16 protein-coding genes, 1 other RNA gene and 1 other annotated feature are annotated in these 16,763 nt (G+C 40.6%); of the genes, 3 read left to right on the top strand and 14 right to left on the bottom strand.

What is annotated here, in order from left to right:
- Nucleotides 1-27: 27 nt before the first annotated feature.
- The 8 genes from N780_RS19560 to N780_RS14435 all read right to left on the bottom strand — a co-directional run bounded on the left by N780_RS19560 (nt 28) and on the right by N780_RS14435 (nt 7,208).
- The gene (locus N780_RS19560) at nt 28-180 is read right to left on the bottom strand and encodes a YrzQ family protein (protein ID WP_084599619.1); all 153 of its coding nucleotides are present in this window, start codon (nt 178-180) and stop codon (nt 28-30) included.
- Nucleotides 181-204: 24 nt separating this feature from the next.
- The gene (locus tag N780_RS14465; protein WP_036785611.1) at nt 205-393 is read right to left on the bottom strand and encodes a YrzR-like zinc ribbon domain; all 189 of its coding nucleotides are present in this window, start codon (nt 391-393) and stop codon (nt 205-207) included.
- A 145-nt stretch (nt 394-538) separates the two neighbouring features.
- Nucleotides 539-2,875, bottom strand: a complete 2,337-nt coding sequence (gene recD2 / locus N780_RS14460; protein ID WP_036785608.1) for an SF1B family DNA helicase RecD2 — start codon at nt 2,873-2,875, stop codon at nt 539-541.
- 15 nt (nt 2,876-2,890) lie between these two features.
- The gene (locus N780_RS14455; protein ID WP_036785606.1) at nt 2,891-3,562 is read right to left on the bottom strand and encodes a tetratricopeptide repeat protein; all 672 of its coding nucleotides are present in this window, start codon (nt 3,560-3,562) and stop codon (nt 2,891-2,893) included.
- 257 nt (nt 3,563-3,819) lie between these two features.
- Nucleotides 3,820-4,932: a tRNA 2-thiouridine(34) synthase MnmA gene (gene mnmA, locus N780_RS14450; RefSeq protein ID WP_036785603.1), complete on the bottom strand. Its 1,113-nt coding sequence runs from the start codon at nt 4,930-4,932 to the stop codon at nt 3,820-3,822.
- A 13-nt stretch (nt 4,933-4,945) separates the two neighbouring features.
- Nucleotides 4,946-6,091, bottom strand: coding sequence for a cysteine desulfurase family protein (locus N780_RS14445; RefSeq protein ID WP_036785600.1), 1,146 nt, complete (start codon nt 6,089-6,091; stop codon nt 4,946-4,948).
- 21 nt (nt 6,092-6,112) lie between these two features.
- Nucleotides 6,113-6,532, bottom strand: a complete 420-nt coding sequence (gene cymR / locus N780_RS14440) for a cysteine metabolism transcriptional regulator CymR (protein WP_036785597.1) — start codon at nt 6,530-6,532, stop codon at nt 6,113-6,115.
- Nucleotides 6,465-7,208: a YczE/YyaS/YitT family protein gene (locus tag N780_RS14435; protein ID WP_052115102.1), complete on the bottom strand. Its 744-nt coding sequence runs from the start codon at nt 7,206-7,208 to the stop codon at nt 6,465-6,467. Before N780_RS14435 ends, cymR begins: the two co-directional genes overlap by 68 nt.
- Nucleotides 7,209-7,495: 287 nt before the next feature.
- Between N780_RS14435 and N780_RS14430 the strand changes: the two genes are divergently transcribed.
- Nucleotides 7,496-8,773, top strand: coding sequence for a replication-associated recombination protein A (locus tag N780_RS14430; protein WP_036785594.1), 1,278 nt, complete (start codon nt 7,496-7,498; stop codon nt 8,771-8,773).
- Between the two features lie 112 nt (nt 8,774-8,885).
- Complete coding sequence (locus tag N780_RS14425; protein ID WP_036785591.1) at nt 8,886-9,608, top strand: RsfA family transcriptional regulator; 723 nt, start codon at nt 8,886-8,888, stop codon at nt 9,606-9,608.
- Nucleotides 9,609-9,640: 32 nt separating this feature from the next.
- Here the strand turns inward: N780_RS14425 and N780_RS14420 are convergent, their stop codons facing one another.
- From N780_RS14420 to N780_RS14405, 5 genes are all read right to left on the bottom strand, one after another.
- Nucleotides 9,641-10,396, bottom strand: a complete 756-nt coding sequence (locus tag N780_RS14420) for a tRNA threonylcarbamoyladenosine dehydratase (RefSeq protein ID WP_036785588.1) — start codon at nt 10,394-10,396, stop codon at nt 9,641-9,643.
- 141 nt (nt 10,397-10,537) lie between these two features.
- Nucleotides 10,538-10,729: non-coding RNA, 6S RNA (gene ssrS / locus N780_RS19555), on the bottom strand.
- Nucleotides 10,730-10,810: 81 nt separating this feature from the next.
- Entirely contained in the window at nt 10,811-12,604 is a 1,794-nt protein-coding gene (gene aspS, locus N780_RS14415) for an aspartate--tRNA ligase (protein WP_036785585.1), read from the bottom strand.
- Nucleotides 12,601-13,884, bottom strand: coding sequence for a histidine--tRNA ligase (gene hisS, locus N780_RS14410; RefSeq protein ID WP_036785582.1), 1,284 nt, complete (start codon nt 13,882-13,884; stop codon nt 12,601-12,603). Before hisS ends, aspS begins: the two co-directional genes overlap by 4 nt.
- 103 nt (nt 13,885-13,987) lie before the next feature.
- Nucleotides 13,988-14,217 (bottom strand) — a binding site (T-box leader).
- 136 nt (nt 14,218-14,353) lie between these two features.
- Entirely contained in the window at nt 14,354-14,530 is a 177-nt protein-coding gene (locus tag N780_RS14405) for a helix-turn-helix domain-containing protein (RefSeq protein WP_036785579.1), read from the bottom strand.
- Between the two features lie 140 nt (nt 14,531-14,670).
- On the opposite strand from N780_RS14405, the gene N780_RS14400 reads away from it, so the two are divergent.
- Nucleotides 14,671-16,188 carry an N-acetylmuramoyl-L-alanine amidase family protein gene (locus N780_RS14400; RefSeq protein ID WP_156969195.1) on the top strand — a complete coding sequence of 506 codons (1,518 nt, stop codon included), beginning with the start codon at nt 14,671-14,673 and terminating at the stop codon, nt 16,186-16,188.
- 120 nt (nt 16,189-16,308) lie between these two features.
- Here N780_RS14400 and dtd read toward each other — a convergent pair whose 3' ends face one another.
- Nucleotides 16,309-16,755, bottom strand: coding sequence for a D-aminoacyl-tRNA deacylase (dtd, locus tag N780_RS14395; RefSeq protein ID WP_036785573.1), 447 nt, complete (start codon nt 16,753-16,755; stop codon nt 16,309-16,311).
- Between the last annotated feature and the right edge of the window lie 8 nt (nt 16,756-16,763).

Below are 16,763 nucleotides of genomic sequence, written 5' to 3'. Positions count from 1 at the left end.
CCGCGGTGGCGGGGCCTGTTTCTTTATTTAGCGGAAAGCTTTACTTACTCTCTTACGCATACGCTTCATTGACCGTTTTGAGAACATATCGGAGAAGTCTTTCTTGCGACCTCTTTTCGATCTGGAGTAAAATGCGGCTGCACCCACTCCAAGTGCTACAAGAGAAGAGAACCTGTTCATTCGCTTCACCACCCGTAAATGGATTTACCATTGGGCTGTTTGCTCTTCGTCTCCAAACAAGTCATCTAGAGAGCTTAGGGAGCCATCTTCTTCAACTTGGTGTACGTGAACCTTGCCTTTAGTTGTTGAAAGCTCTATAAAGCAGGTCCAGCAGTAATATTGGTTATTTCCAATTTTCCCGATATCTTTTCGCTTACAGTTTGGACAATGCATATTGGCAACTCCTTACTCTTGTAAGTTCTAGTTGCCATTATTGCCCAGAAAAAGATCAGTCATACACTTTTAAGATGAATTTTACTGGCACCCAATGGTATGCTCCACAATAAATCATTCGTGGAACAGTTATAGTATGTGCGATTCACATGAAGTCATAAGGGGAAAGTTCTTCCTCATTCAGTTCTTCTTCATCTTTGACTTCTGCTTCCATATAAATTTTAATCTTATCAGGTAAATCTGTGAAACGGCGATTCGTGTCTACCGTATCTACCCCTCGCTTGAAAGCTTCTTGGTCTCCGCAAATAATAAGCGATTGTTTACTTCTTGTCACAGCAGTGTATAGGAGATTTCTCTTAAGCATTCGGCTATAACCTCTCACTACAGGTAAGATGACGATCGGAAACTCGCTCCCTTGTGACTTATGAATGGAGGTACAGTAAGCATGCATAAGTTGATTGAGATCTTTACGTAAATATTCCACTTCTTTTCCTTCAAATGAAACAACAAGTTTTTCTTTTTGTTCTTTTGTTTCATCGGCTTTGTAGATCGCGACAATCTCACCTATGTCCCCATTATATACTCCAGACTCAGGTTGATTCACAAGCTGGATGACTTTATCACCGGAGCGATAAGTCAAATCATCTTTCATTTTAATTTCCCTGCGCTGTCTAGAAGGAGGATTAGCCAATGCTTGTATCTCCTGATTTAGCTGATGGATGCCATTTTTTGTTCGATACATAGGTGCAAGGATTTGAATATCCTTTAACGTATGTCCTCTTGCCATCGCCTTTTGATAAACTTGCTGAATGACAGGTAACACTTGCGGTTCATGACAAGTGATAAAAGAAAAGTCATGAGACTTAGCTAAGGACTCTTCGTCACATTTCCCTTTTTTCATGTCGTGGGCCAATCGAATGATTTGTGACCCTTCTTTTTGACGATATACTTCTTGAAGTTGTGTGGCCGGTATGTAATCAGTCGACAACAAGTCAGACAACACTTGTCCGGGGCCAACAGATGGTAATTGGTCTTCATCCCCAACCAATAACACCTGCATATCAGATGGGATCGCTCGGAATAGTTGATTCGCAAGCCAGATATCAACCATAGAAAATTCGTCTATAATTAAGATCTTTCCACTCAGTTGGTTATTCTGATCTTTGTCAAAGGACTCCCCACCTGTCCACCCAAGCAAACGGTGAATCGTTACAGCCGGTAAGCCTGTTGACTCATTCATACGTTTAGCAGCTCTTCCTGTGGGAGCAGTCAGAAGGAATGGGAAGGGTTCATCTTTACCATAATCAGCAGGCTTTAAAGACTTCCGCTTCAATTTAGCATAAGCATTAACAATGCCTTTAATAACAGTGGTCTTCCCTGTTCCCGGTCCACCTGTTAGAATCATCATTTTAGAATGAAGGGCTTTCTCAATAGCATCGTACTGCTCTTTCCCGTAACTTATGCTTTCCTCATCTTCAATTTCCCCAACTACTTTCATTAACTCTGCCTGTGTAAATTCTTCTTCAAGTTCTGAAAGCATAACTCTGTGAAGCTGCTTAGCAAATCCTGCTTCCGCAAAGAAAAGCGATGGTAAATATACCTTATCTTGTTCGACCAGTACTTTCTCATCTTCGACAAGTTGCGCTATTTCTCGGGAAATAATCTCATGTGTAATAACACCAGATGAACCTTGGAGTATGCTTAATACTTCATCCTGCAAAGCTTCAAAGGTCATGTAGACATGTCCATGACTGCTGCCTTGATTTAAGGCATACATACAAGCTGCCTGAATCCTTGTAGGATGATCAAATGCAATATTGTTGTGAGAAGCTACTTCGTCTGCTCTTTTGAAACCAAAGCCCTGAATATCAAACACAAATTGATAAGGGTCTTCCTGTAGAATTTCAAGCGCTTGATCTTGGTACGCTTCATATATTTTCTGAGCCATTTGTAAGCCAAACCCATATTCGGATAACCCAATAACAATATGCTCAAAGCCCTGATGCTGCTTCAAATCAGCAACAAGCCTATCAGCTTTATCTTGTTTCAGCCCAGGTACATCCTTCAATACAGATGGATCTTGAAGGATGCGACTAATGGTTTGTTCTCCAAGTATAGCGACAATATTTTCTGCGGTTCGTTTTCCTATTCCATAAAATAAATCACTTGAGAGGTATCCCACTATGCCTTCTTTAGAAGTAGGAACTTCCTTTTGGTAATGTTCAACTTGATACTGCTCGCCAAATTTCGGATGGTTGGTCACACGTCCATAAAACGTGTAATGCTCCCCTTCGTCTAATGGGGAAAAGTGTCCTTTTAATACAATTTCTGATTCATCAAAGGATTCATTTGTATCGATGATTTTAACCAGTGCAATGGAAAAGTGTTCTTCATCATTATGATAAATCATCCGCAGTGGTTCCCCTTTGATGAAGCCTTTCTCCGGTTCAAAATTCTCTTCTAATTGCTTCTCCATTGCCATAGGGTTCTACTCCTTTTATTCTCCCTGATTTTGCTCTAGTAGCTCTTCCACTTTAGCTTTAGCATTGGCCGCTAGTAAATGGTCCGGCTGGATATCAATAGCCAGTCCAAAATGTTTCAAAGCTAGTTCCGGGTCTTCTTTATATAGATAGGATACACCTAAATTGTAATGAGCATCACTGTGTTCATCGTTTAGCGTCAGGACTTTCGTAAACGTTTGAATAGCTTCATCAATCATACCTACTTGCGCCAAGCAAAGACCATATTGAAAATGCACTTCAGCATCGTCTGGTGAAAGCTCTGTAGCACGTTGTAAATAGGCAAGAGCAAACTTGAATTGCTCCTGATACAGTAAACTTAGTCCCAGCATATAATAGGCATCGCTCTCTTCTAAGCCTTTTTGAATAGCTTTTTGAAACGGCTCTACTGCTTCATCGTATTTTTCCTGTTCATAATAAACATTACCTAGTCCGTAATGAGCCGTTGCGATGTCCTCATTTAACTCAATCGCTTTTTTAAAAAAGCGCTCAGCTCGCTCCCGATCATTCATGTGTAACAAGAGATTTCCGAAATTCACATAACCTAATGGTTCATTTGGGTTTTCCTCAATAGCTTGCGTAAATGCTTGTGCCGCTTCTTCATATTTTTGCTCCTGCATATATTGAATACCTTGTGTTAAGTAATCCATTCATACTTCCTCCTACATCAAAATGCTAATTATGATTACCGTCTAGTTGTAATCGGTTGTTTATAAATCGCTAACGGGAGAGGACTCTCCCTCTCTCAACATTGTATCAGAAAATTTATTTCTGGACCTGTTCGTATAAGAAAGAGCCTATGCTTTTCCTTTAAAAAAAAGAGGTGCCCCAGGACGGTTCCCCATTCATGACCATTCTAAAAAGTCATTTAACCAGGGGCGTACTCGCTTCGGGACATCCTCTTATATTATCCTACATATGTTAGATATTCGCCATTTTTTACAATTTGATCAATTGTTCCTCCACCAAGACAAACTTCGCCGTCGTAAAATACAACTGCCTGACCTGGAGTCACTGCACGTTCTGGCTCATCAAAGACGACTTTAACTTGCCCATCTTCAAGTGGTGTAACGGTAACTCCACTATCTTTTTGGCGGTAACGGAATTTCGCAGTACACGTGAACGTTTCTGTAGGTACGACACCAGTAGCCCAGTTCAATTCAGATGCCTCAAGACCATCTGAGTATAAATGATCGTTATGGTACCCTTCTCCGACATAAAGAATATTCTCTTTTACATCTTTACCAATTACAAACCAAGGACCACCTGGACCTCCAATACCCAGACCTTGACGTTGGCCCAATGTATAATACATCAATCCATCGTGCTTGCCTTTTACTTCTCCGTCCATCGTTTCCATATTCCCTGGTTGAGCAGGAAGATATTGACTAAGGAATTCTTTGAAATTGCGTTCCCCGATAAAGCAAATGCCTGTTGAATCCTTCTTAGTGGCTGTTGCTAATTCACGTTCTTTCGCAATTTCACGAACTCGTGATTTATCAATATGCCCAAGCGGGAACATGACTTTAGAAAGGACATCTTGAGAGAGTTGATTTAAGAAGTACGTTTGATCCTTGTTATCATCAATACCACGTAACATTTCATAACGCTCTCCATTATGCTGAACTTGTGCATAGTGTCCTGTTGCTAAATAATCGGCACCAAGAGACATAGCGTGGTCCATAAAGGCTTTGAACTTGATCTCTTTATTACACATTACATCTGGGTTTGGAGTACGCCCTTTTTTATATTCATCCAGGAAATAAGTGAAAACTTTATCCCAGTATTGTTTCTCGAAGTTTACTGCATAGTAAGGAATATCTAATTGATTACAAACACGAATAACATCATCGTAATCTTCTGTAGCTGTACAGACGCCATTCTCATCTGTATCATCCCAGTTTTTCATAAAGATCCCTACTACATCATATCCTTGTTCTTTCAGTAGAAGTGCAGCAACAGATGAGTCAACACCACCTGACATGCCGACGACTACCCTTGTATCTTTCGGATCTTTCATTGTTGTCACCACCCTAGGTTGTCTTTGTTACTCGCTTCACGATGGAAGCAACTTTTTCTGCCCCTTCACGAACATTATCTTCCGTGTTCTGAAGACCAAAGCTAAATCGAATCGAGTTTCTTGTACGCTCATTTCCTTCGCCAAACATTGCACTTAAAACGTGAGAAGGCTCAATGGAACCTGCGGTACAAGCAGAACCACTTGATGCCGCAATACCCGAGAGATCAAAGTTCGTTAGAAGCGTCTCTACGTTCGCACCTGGGAAACTGACGTTGACGATTGTAGGAAGATTGATACGATCTCCGTTCACTTCAAAAGAAACGTCTTGTTCTTTCAGTGTATCCATAAAAATCTTCTTATAAAGCTTGTACTGCGTAAGACGAGCCCTTTGCTCTTCTTCAACGAGCTCAACAGCTTTAGCAAGACCCGCTACTGCTGCTGTATTTTCAGTTCCAGGGCGACGCTTTCTTTCTTGCTCGCCTCCATGTTGCCTTGCTTCAAGGAGGATCCCTTCCTTGGCATATAAACACCCTACACCTTTTGGTCCATTAATTTTATGACCAGAAAAGGTGAGCATGTCTACATTTAAAGCACTCACGTCAATAGGCATTGTTCCAAACGCTTGAACAGCATCTGTATGGAATAAAGCCTGATGATCTTCAAGCAGAGCTCCCATTTCAGCAATAGGCTGGATTACACCTGTTTCATTATTAACATACATAACAGAAACTAGGATTGTATCTTCTCTCAGTTCACGTTTAAAGTCATCCATTGAAATTCGGCCTGATTCATTAACCGGTAAATACGTCACATCAAAACCTTCAGATTCGAGATGTTCTGCTGCATGTAATATAGCATGATGTTCAATTGAAGTCGTAATAATATGCTTACCATTATGCTGGTTCGCCTTTGCTCCTCCTATTAGAGCAAGATTATCCGCTTCAGTACCACCACTTGTAAAGATGATATCTTTTTCATTCGCATTTAAGAAAGAAGACACCGTGCGGCGAGCGTCATCTAATATCTTACGAGCTTTTCGCCCATAGGAATGAACACTCGATGGGTTTCCAAATGTTTCTTCCATCACAGGAACCATTGCCTCAATGACTTCCTTTCTCATAGGAGTTGTTGCCGCATGGTCGAAGTAAATTGAATTCATATTAGAGAACCTCTCATTTCTTTAAATATAGAACATGTACGCTTCTTGTTCATCAGAATCGTCATGTTGGGCAAGGTCGTGCAACGTTGTCGTATCTAGCACATCTTTCACAGCATCACGGATCCGCAACCAAAGCGCTTGTTTCGCAGGCTCTTCGTCTTCAATCCCCTCAACTGGACTAATTGGTCCTTCTAGCACCCGAATGACATCACCAGATGTAATTTGATCTGGGTTCCTGGTTAACATATAGCCGCCATATGCCCCACGAACGCTTCGAACTAAGCCTGCATTTCGTAGTGGAGCAATCAGTTGTTCCAAATAGTGTTCAGATAAATTGTTTTCTCGAGCAATGGATTTTAAAGATATCGGACCATCACCGTATTTCTTGGCTAGTGCGATCATGATGGTCAGACCGTAACGTCCCTTGGTAGAGATTTTCATGAGCTTCACCTCTTCGTATCATATAGTCTAATAATTTCTTAGTTTGGGGCAAAGAATACCCAACAATCGTTCCAAGACCTAGTGCGATGACGACTGTGCCGACACCAACTGGTCCACCTAAAAGCCAACCTAAAAGGAATACCGTCACTTCAATACCATTTCGTACCCATTGGACTTTCCAGCCAGTTAAATCACGAATGACTAACATTAAACCATCTCGTGGCCCAGCCCCTAGTCCTGGAGCGACGTAAATTCCAATTCCATATGCTAATACCGTAATCCCCAACAAAAATACAGCCATGTTACTCCATAAAGTTTCCGGGGACGGTAGCACGTAGTTAAAAATATCAATGAAGACACCAATAAGAAGCATATTTAATATTGTACCAATTTGGGGCCATGATTTTGTGACAATCGATGTAAAACCGACAACCACTAAACCCGCAATAATTGACCATGACCCAACGGTTAATCCGAATTGTTCATTAAGACCAACATGGAAGACATCCCAGGGCCCAATTCCGAAACGATCCGCTTTAATCGTTAGCGATATCCCTAACGCTAGAATAATTAGCCCTACAACAAAAAAAGACCAACGTATGAATGTTGCACGTTGAGTAAATGTTTGCTTCTTCACCGGATCTTTAGAATGAACACGTTTATTCTCTGTTGTCATATTCATGATCCTTTCTATATAGAGAGCGTAATCACTCCTATTTTAACACCAATAGATATTATAGCACGAATGGCAACCTTCTTGCATTTTATCGTCTATATCTTTACCCTTTAAGAATAATCCATAGTTTCGGAGTTCTAGAAAATGATTCCGTTAGCTTTAGTTGAGTATAAGGCAGGCCTAAAAACCGAGTTTTCCCCCGAGCAAGCCCAAGCACTCATCATAAGTAACGGCTCCATCCATATTGATAGATGAATAAATTCAAATTGTAAAGGAGTGTGTCCCTTTTGAGCCAACAACCATTAGCGTTTCGAATGCGACCGAAACATATTGACGATATTATTGGACAGAAGCACCTTGTAGGGGAAGGGAAGATGATTCGTAGAATGGTAGATGCCAAGCGTTTGGCCTCTATGATTCTTTTTGGGCCTCCAGGTACAGGCAAGACATCGATGGCGATGGCTCTTGCAAAAAGCTTAAACTTACGCTTTAAAACCTTAAATGCTGTCGTAGATAAGAAGAAAGACATGGAGATCGCCGTAGAAGAAGCGAAGATGTCAGGTCAACTTGTCTTGATTCTAGATGAAGTACACCGTCTTGATAAAGGAAAACAAGACTTCTTACTTCCACACGTGGAAAGCAATTTAATTACACTTATTGGCTGTACAACGAGCAATCCATATCATTCCATTAACCCAGCCATTCGAAGTCGCTGTCACTTGTTTGAAGTAGAACGGTTAAATATCGAAGAAGTAAAAGATGCAATAAACCGGGCCATTGCTGATGAAAACGAAGGCTTAGGCCACTTAAATATCGATGTATCTAATGAGGCTATGGATCACTTCGCTCACTCTGCAAATGGTGACTTGCGTTCCGCATTGAACGGGCTAGAGCTGGCAGCTTTTTCAACCCCTGAGACGGAAAATGGACAAATAGAAATTGACCTCGATACAGCTGAACAGTGCATGCAAAAGAAGAGTTTCTCCCATGATAAAGATGGTGACGCTCACTATGATGTTCTCTCAGCTTTCCAGAAATCGATCCGTGGCAGCGATGTTAATGCCGCCTTACATTACTTAGGCAGACTTATTGAAGCAGGTGACCTTGATAGCATAGCGCGCAGAATGGTGGTAACCGCCTATGAAGATATAGGGTTGGCTAATCCCCAAGCAGGACCAAGAGCAATGGCAGCGGTTGAAGCGGCCGAGAGACTTGGCTTCCCTGAGGCTCGTATACCATTAGCCAATGCGATTGTAGAACTTTGTTTATCACCTAAGTCTAACTCAGCATACAAAGCGCTAGATTCTGCTTTATCAGATATACGTAAAGGAAAAAGTGGTGAAGTGCCAGCCCACCTTAAAGACGCTCATTATAAAGGAGCAGAAAAATTAGGGCGAGGAATTGAGTATCAATATCCACACAACTATGAGAATAGCTGGGTAGATCAACAGTATCTTCCTGACTCTATTAAAAACGCCCTCTACTATTCACCTAAGAAGACAGGTAAGTTTGAAAAAGGGCTTGCTCAAGTGTATGAAACGATTCAAAAACAAAAGAAAAAGTAAATATTTGTATCGCATCAGGTATATTTTCTTTCATCTCTCCCCATAATAGAAACAACATTAACAAACTAGTTCTAGTAATTTCATTGGTTTATTAGAAAAGGAGAGAATGAATATGGTAAAAGTAAGACAAGATGCCTGGTCTCATGAAGACGATTTACTATTAGCAGAAACCGTTCTGCGTCATATCCGTGAAGGTAGTACACAGCTAAAAGCTTTCGATGAAGTAGGTGACCATTTAAATCGTACATCTGCAGCTTGTGGATTTCGCTGGAATGCTGAGATTCGCAAGAAATATGATCAAGCCATTGATTTAGCTAAGCGTCAGCGCAAAGAAAAGAAACGTGCTCTTGCTAAACAACAAAAGGTTGCTACAACTTCCTCGCCAACATTTACAAGAGAAGAACATCAACTTCCAGCACCTGCTTCTTCTCTAGTTGTTGAAGAAGAAGAGTTCGAGACTGTAGCTATAGAAGCTTCTGATTATGCAGACACCGCCGCCGTCTATCAGGAAGAAGTATCCACTGTTTCGTTTGATCACATTATTCGCTCATTAAAAGAGCTAAAACGCCAAACACATAACACGCACCAATCACAATCACACATTAAGCAAATTGAAGAAGAGAACCAGCAGCTACAAAACGAAAACAATCAGCTACAAAATAAACTCCGTAAAATGGAGAAACAATACCTTATGATTCAAGAAGACTATCAAGTATTAATGCAAGTTATGGATCGAGCTCGGAAAATGATTGCATTTGATGAAGACGAACAGTTTTCATCGAAGCCCGCTTTCCGTATGGAGAAGAATGGCAACCTTGAACAAGTAGCTCGTTAAGAGCAAACAAAAACCCGGCTATGCCGGGTTTTTTAGTAGCGTTCAATACTAATGGGTTTTAAGATCTCTTGTACAACATGACTTGCCATAATCAATCCTGCTACTGAAGGAACAAACGCATTTGAAGACGGAGGCTGCTCCGCTTTCCGGGTGTTTGGGTTGTCTGGAGTAATTTCTTGACGAACATCTTCCCTTATTTTAATAGGCTGTTCCTTAGAGAAAACGACTGGTATCCCTTTTTTGTAGCCTTCTTTTCGCAATTTTGTTCGAATGACACGTGCAATGGGGTCATAACTTGTGTCAAAAATATTTGCAATTTCAAATTTCGTAGGATCCATCTTATTTGCAGCACCCATAGATGAAATAATCTGAATATCACGGTCGATACATTGCTTAATTAGATGAATTTTGTATGAGATCGTATCACTTGCGTCGACTACAAAATCTAAATCATGTTCAAATAATCGCTCATACGTTTCGTCCGTATAAAACATATGTAAACGAACCACTTCACACTCAGGGTTAATATCTTTGACGCGGTCAGCCATTAAATCCACCTTAGATTGACCAATAGTAGACATTAACGAGTGAATTTGGCGATTTATATTGGTTATATCTACATCGTCTTTATCAATAAGTATTAATTTGCCTACTCCACTTCTTGCTAATGCCTCTACACTGAAAGAGCCAACTCCGCCTATCCCAAGAACGGCAACAGTCGCGCCTTTCATTAAATCTAACCCCTGCTGACCAATGGCTAGCTGATTTCTCGAAAATTGATGAAGCACTTGTCTCACTCCTCTTTAACATTTTCTATGATCTAGTATTCCTTTTCCTATAGTCCCATAAACACAACCTAAGGAAACGGAAACATAAAAATAACCTTAAGGCTGCCCTTAAGGATTTTTCGAAACTTATGTAAAAAGAAAGCCAATCCCAATCGTGCCGTCACAGTCCAATGTTTTGAACCCCGCTCTTGGCAAGTGGGTGCTTTGTTCTGTAATTTATGCGTCCTCTAAGTAAGTGAAACAAGGCTTGCATGCCTTACAGAAACTTCAAGCTCCCGTAGTTCAAAATGTTCGGTCAAAACGATTGTTGGATGACGTACACATCAGGATCGGCTTGTTTAGTTTGTAATCAAATCATAGCATACCTAATGAATCTTGGCAACAAAAAGGAACGTTACAGTATGATTACAATCCTTACTGTTTGTCCAATTGTTCTTGCTTTGCTTTCTCATTAAGCTCAAGATGTAATTCTGTTAATTGCTCTTGGCTCACAGGCCCCGGAGCTTGAGTCATTAAGTCTGAAGCTGAAGCTGTTTTCGGGAATAAAATCGTATCCCGTAAGTTAGATCGATCCGCTAAAATCATAACAAGACGATCTAATCCTAGTGCGATTCCACCGTGTGGAGGGGCACCAAATTCTAAAGCTTCTAATAAGAAGCCAAATTGACTTTGAGCTTCCTCTTCTGAGAAACCTAATACTTTAAGCATTTGGTCCTGAACTTCCTTTTCATAAATACGAAGACTTCCCCCGCCTAATTCATAGCCGTTTAATACCAAGTCATAAGCTTGAGCTCGCACTTCTTGTGGTTCAGTTTCAAGTTTCTCAATATCTTCACGCTCAGGCATTGTAAACGGATGGTGCGCTGCGAAATATCGGCCTAGTTCTTCGTCATATTCAAATAATGGCCAGTCTGTTACCCAAAGGAAGTTAAACTGCGTTTGATCAATCAGATCAAGTTCTCTGCCTAGCTTTTGACGGAGAGCACCAAGGCTATCATGAACAACAGAAGTTTTATCTGCTACAAATAGAAGTAGATCACCATCTTCTGCTGAAAGAGCTGTACGAAGGTTAGTTGCTTCTTCTTCGCTAAAGAATTTAGCGATAGGTCCTTTCAATTCACCTTCTTCTACTTTCAGCCAAGCTAATCCCTTAGCATCATAGATTTTAACAAATTCTGTTAGCTTATCAATATCTTTACGGGAGAAGTCATTTGCTTTCCCTTTTACATTAATTCCGCTCACAGTCCCGCCTGTTTCAACAGCAGATTTGAATACTTTAAATCCTGAGTCCTTCACAATTTGAGAAAGGTTGACTAACTCCAGACCAAAACGCGTATCCGGCTTATCAGATCCATAACGGTCCATAGCTTCATCATAACTCATGTGCTTGAATGGGGTTTGAATGTCTACACCTTTTGTTTCTTTAAGCACTTTCTTCATCATACGCTCAGTCATGCTTTGAATTTCTTCTTGGGACATAAAGGATGTCTCAATATCCACTTGTGTAAATTCTGGCTGGCGATCGGCACGTAAGTCTTCATCACGGAAGCAACGAGCAATCTGATAATACTTTTCAAAACCTGACATCATAATAAGCTGCTTAAACAACTGCGGTGATTGAGGCAATGCATAAAACTCACCTTCATGCACACGACTTGGAACTAAATAGTCGCGAGCACCTTCGGGAGTACTCTTTGTTAACATTGGAGTTTCCATCTCTAAGAACTCTTCGCTATTCAAGAAATCACGAATGGCTTGTGTTGTTTTATGGCGAAGCTTAAACGTTTCTTGTAACGGGTTACGACGTAAATCCATATAACGATATTTAAGACGAAGGTCTTCTGCCACATCTGTTTCATCATGTAATTGAAATGGTGGGGTTTTGGACTTATTTAAAATGGTAATATCAGTTGCTAACACTTCTACTTTACCTGTAGCTAATTGAGGATTAATAGTTGCTTCATCGCGAGCAACAACCTTCCCTGAAATCTCAACAACATACTCCGTTCGAACTTTATCTGCTGTCTCGATTGCATCAGTAGAATCTTCAGGATTAAATACAACTTGTACTAATCCAGAACGGTCACGAAGGTCAATAAAGATTAACCCACCAAGGTCTCGTCGTTTCTGAACCCATCCTTTTAATAAGACCGTTTCTCCAATATGGTCCTCTCTAATTTTACCACTTAATTGACGATGCTCACTCATGATTGCTCCCCCTCAAATTCATTCTTCATATACTCCACAACATCCGCCAGCGGAATCGTTTCTTGGTCCCCAGTCGCCATACGCTTCACATTAATTTGTCCGTTAGCAAGCTCATTCTCGCCAAGAACTAATACATATTTAGCCTGAAGACGATCTGCCGATTTAAATTGTGCTTTGATTTTTTTACCAGCATAATCCTTATCTACCTGAATCCCTGCTTTACGAAGCTGATAAACAACCCCTGCCGCCTCTTTCTCTGCTTCTTCTCCAAGAGCTACAATGTAACAATCGAGCTTCTCTTCTAGTGGCAGGGTCACACCTTCTGCCTCTAATGCCATTAATAAGCGTTCAATACTCATAGCAAAGCCAATACCAGACGTTTCAGGCCCGCCTATTTCTTCTACTAAGCCGTTGTAGCGACCGCCTCCAGACAGCGTTGTAATAGCTCCAAAGCCTTCAGATTCACTCATAATTTCAAATGCAGTATGATTGTAGTAATCAAGACCACGAACGAGATTAGGATCAATCGTATAAGGAATTCCCATTTTATCGAGATAGCTCTTTACGTTCTCGAAATACGTGCGAGAATAATCATTTAAGTACTCAAGGATTGACGGTGCTGTTGACATTGCAGGATGATCTTTATCCTTCTTACAATCCAATACGCGCATTGGATTTTGATCAAGTCGTACCTGGCAATCTTCGCACAATTCCTCTCGATGAGGATCAAAGTGGGATATGAGCGCTTTACGGTGTTCTTCACGGCTTTCTTGATCTCCTAAGCTGTTTAATACAAGCTTAAGGGACTGTAAGCCAAGTTCCTGGTAACTATTCATCGCAAGAGCAATTACTTCAGCATCAATAGCTGGGTCATCACTGCCTAAGGCTTCAATTCCAAATTGAACAAATTGTCGCATACGTCCTTGTTGAGGGCGTTCATAACGGAACATTGGTCCAAAGTAATAATACTTAGTTGGTTGGTTGGGTAAACCATACACTTTATTTTGGACGAACGAACGTACTACGGAAGCCGTTCCTTCAGGACGAAGGGTAAGACTACGACCACCGCGATCTTCAAATGTGTACATCTCTTTTTGTACGATGTCTGTAGAGTCACCCACCCCACGTTGGAACAACTCTGTATGTTCAAAGATCGGAGTACGAACTTCCTTATAATTATAGCGACGACATACGTCTGATAATACAGATTCTACAAACTGCCATTTCTCAACTTCTCCAGGTAATATATCCTGGGTACCACGAGGTCCTTTTAGACTCATGTACACTCCTCCTAAATTATATAAATCTTATTGTTTATAATTGTGACACGATTCTATAGGCATATAAAAACTCCCGCCCCATATTCGATACACAAAGGTATCGAATAGGGACGGGAGATATTACCCGCGTTGCCACCCTAGTTGAAGTATTTACAATACTTCCGCTTTAACAGTTAACGCCTGTCACGTCCAACACCTACTAACCTTTTGCTTTCGATGTGGAACCTAAGGAATGTCTTTCACTAAGGCGATTTAGAGAGATACTTTCAGCCTGATGGTATCTCTTCTCTTCTCCAAACGTCCCTTAGCTACTCTTTCCCTCAACGGTACTCATTATAAATGTATGTGAAAAAGTACTTTCTAGCCTGATAAGAATTTTAATACGGGTCTCGCATAATTTCAACACTTTTTTCCTACATACATGTATGAAAGGAATTGTTTATTATCATAATGTTGACGTTATAGAATGTCAAGCGCGGTCCATACTTTCTTTCAATTTCTTAACATCTTTTAAAGAAACCCCAAATTCCTCAGCCATTTCCATGCGTGTTAGGTGCGGTTCCTTTTCTAAAAAGTCATGAAATTGAACTCCAAATACGCTTTTACTTGCTTGTGATGAGTTTGAATGCTTACGACTTTGCCTCATAATTCACACCTCTTTGTGGCTTTTTATCTATTTTCCCCAAAGCGGCATAAAAATTTCACGGTAGGAAAGGTTTTTTTATAAGGATGTCGAAAGAAAGATAAATACTCGTATAAATAAAATAAGAAGGAGGCATATTCACCTTGTTTAAACGACGCAGTACCACCATGCTCTTTTTGTTAATGATTAGCTCATTATTCTTCTTGAGCACGGAAATTAACGCAGCACAGAAAGCCATAATTAATGTAGAGCCTCTAAATGTAAGAAGTGGGCCTGGGATAACCTATAATAAAGTAGACCAAGTGCATAAAGCGGAAGCATTCACTGTCCTACAAGAAAAAGACAAATGGGTTCAAATTCAGCTCAATGATAAAAAGGGATGGGTTGCTAAGTGGCTCATCGATTTAAAGGAAGACAATCGTTCCTCAGAAGCTTCAGGAGTTACATCTAATGTTGATGATTTACGAGTAAGAAGCGGAGCAGGTACAACTTACAGCGTGATTGGGAGTATGGATAAAGGTGATACATACCCGCTTAAGAGTACATCTGGAAATTGGGTTCAACTTTCTTATAAAAATGAGAGCGGTTGGGTCTGGAAACAATTTGTTACGACAGAACAATCAAGTGAAACGACAAACCAAACTGTAGTCTTAAATTCTTCACAATCCCAGTCTCCACCTCAGACAGAAAAGGGAGAAATCATTATCAAGACTCCTGTTTTAAACGTAAGAAGTGAGGGCAACTTGGGAAGCAAAGTAGTTAGTCAGGTCAGAGAAGGTGAACAGTTTGCGTACATACAAGAAAAAGGTTCTTGGTTTGAAATTAAATACGCTTCAGGGAAAACAGGTTGGGTAGCGAACTGGCTCGTAAAGAAAGTCCCTTCAAAACCTGAAGAAACTCATTCTGTTACCTTATTGTATAATGGAACAAACATTCGAAAAGGTCCATCAACCAACACCGGTATTATCGGCAGAGGATCTAAAGGACAACAGTTTAATGTAATTAGTCATGGAAACAAATGGTATGAAATAGAATATAGCGATGGATCAGCTTATGTCGCTGACTGGATCGTTACAAGCCGCTCTTCAAGTGTTGAAGAGCTATCAAATGAAGAACAAAGCATCTCTGGGAAAACGATTGTGATCGACGCTGGTCATGGTGGACGAGATGTAGGGACGATTGGACATGATGGAAATTATGAGAAGAACCTTACCTTAACGACTGCAAAGCGTTTAGCACAACGTTTGGAGTTAGCGGGAGCTAAGGTGATCCTAACTCGTCCTAATGACTCCTATATTGCTCTTAGCTCTAGAGCTACGAAGTCAAACGTGTTAGGCGCAGACGCTTTCTTGTCTCTTCATTACAACAGTTTCCCACAATCTCCAAGCGTATCTGGCATTGGAACTTATTACTATCATAATAAGCATAGGGCTTTTGCTGAAGCTGTTCAAAATGCAATGGTAAAAGCAACTGGACTTAGGGACAGGCAAGCAAAGTTTGGAGACTTCCATGTTATCCGAGCAAATCGCCAACCTGCCTTACTATTAGAACTAGGATTCTTATCAAACGCACAAGAAGAAGCATTAGTGCACACGAAAGGTTTTCAAGATAAAGTAACGAATGGAATTGTCCAAGGCATTATTGATTATTTAGGAGAATAACCACATTCTTTAGTTATGGTTTTCTTTTAAACTCAAAAAGCGCTCCAAGTCTTTAGACTTGGAGCGCTTTTACTATAGGAAGAGTTTATTTTACAAATGAAACAATTATAAATCACATATTTAACGGTCTTTACTTTCTAAAATCAATGTGACAGGTCCTACGTTTGTAAGTTGAACATCCATCATCTCACCAAAAGCACCCGTTTCCACAGTAATCTCCTGGTCTTTAACGAAAGCATTGAAGGATTCATATAACTCGTTAGCAGGCCCTGGTTTTGCCGCATTCATAAAGTTCGGACGTCTCCCTTTACGAGTGTCTCCGTACAATGTGAACTGAGAAATAGAGAGCATTTGACCACCAATATCTTTTAAGGATAAATTCATTTTGCCTTGTTCATCCTCAAAGATACGAAGGTTTACAATTTTGTCTGCAAGATATTTCGCATCTTCTTCTGTATCCTCATGGGTGACCCCTAGAAGGACGACAAGACCATTATCTATTTCGCCTGTCACTCTGTCTTCAACCGTAACTCTGGCGTTCTGACCACGTTGAATAACTGCTTTCATACGAACTC

The organism is Pontibacillus chungwhensis BH030062, assembly GCF_000770675.1.
In the GTDB taxonomy this organism is placed as follows: Bacteria; Bacillota; Bacilli; order Bacillales; family BH030062; genus Pontibacillus; species Pontibacillus chungwhensis.
The sequence above is the reverse complement of the archived record's forward strand: the minus strand, read 5'-3'. Positions and strand labels throughout refer to the sequence as shown.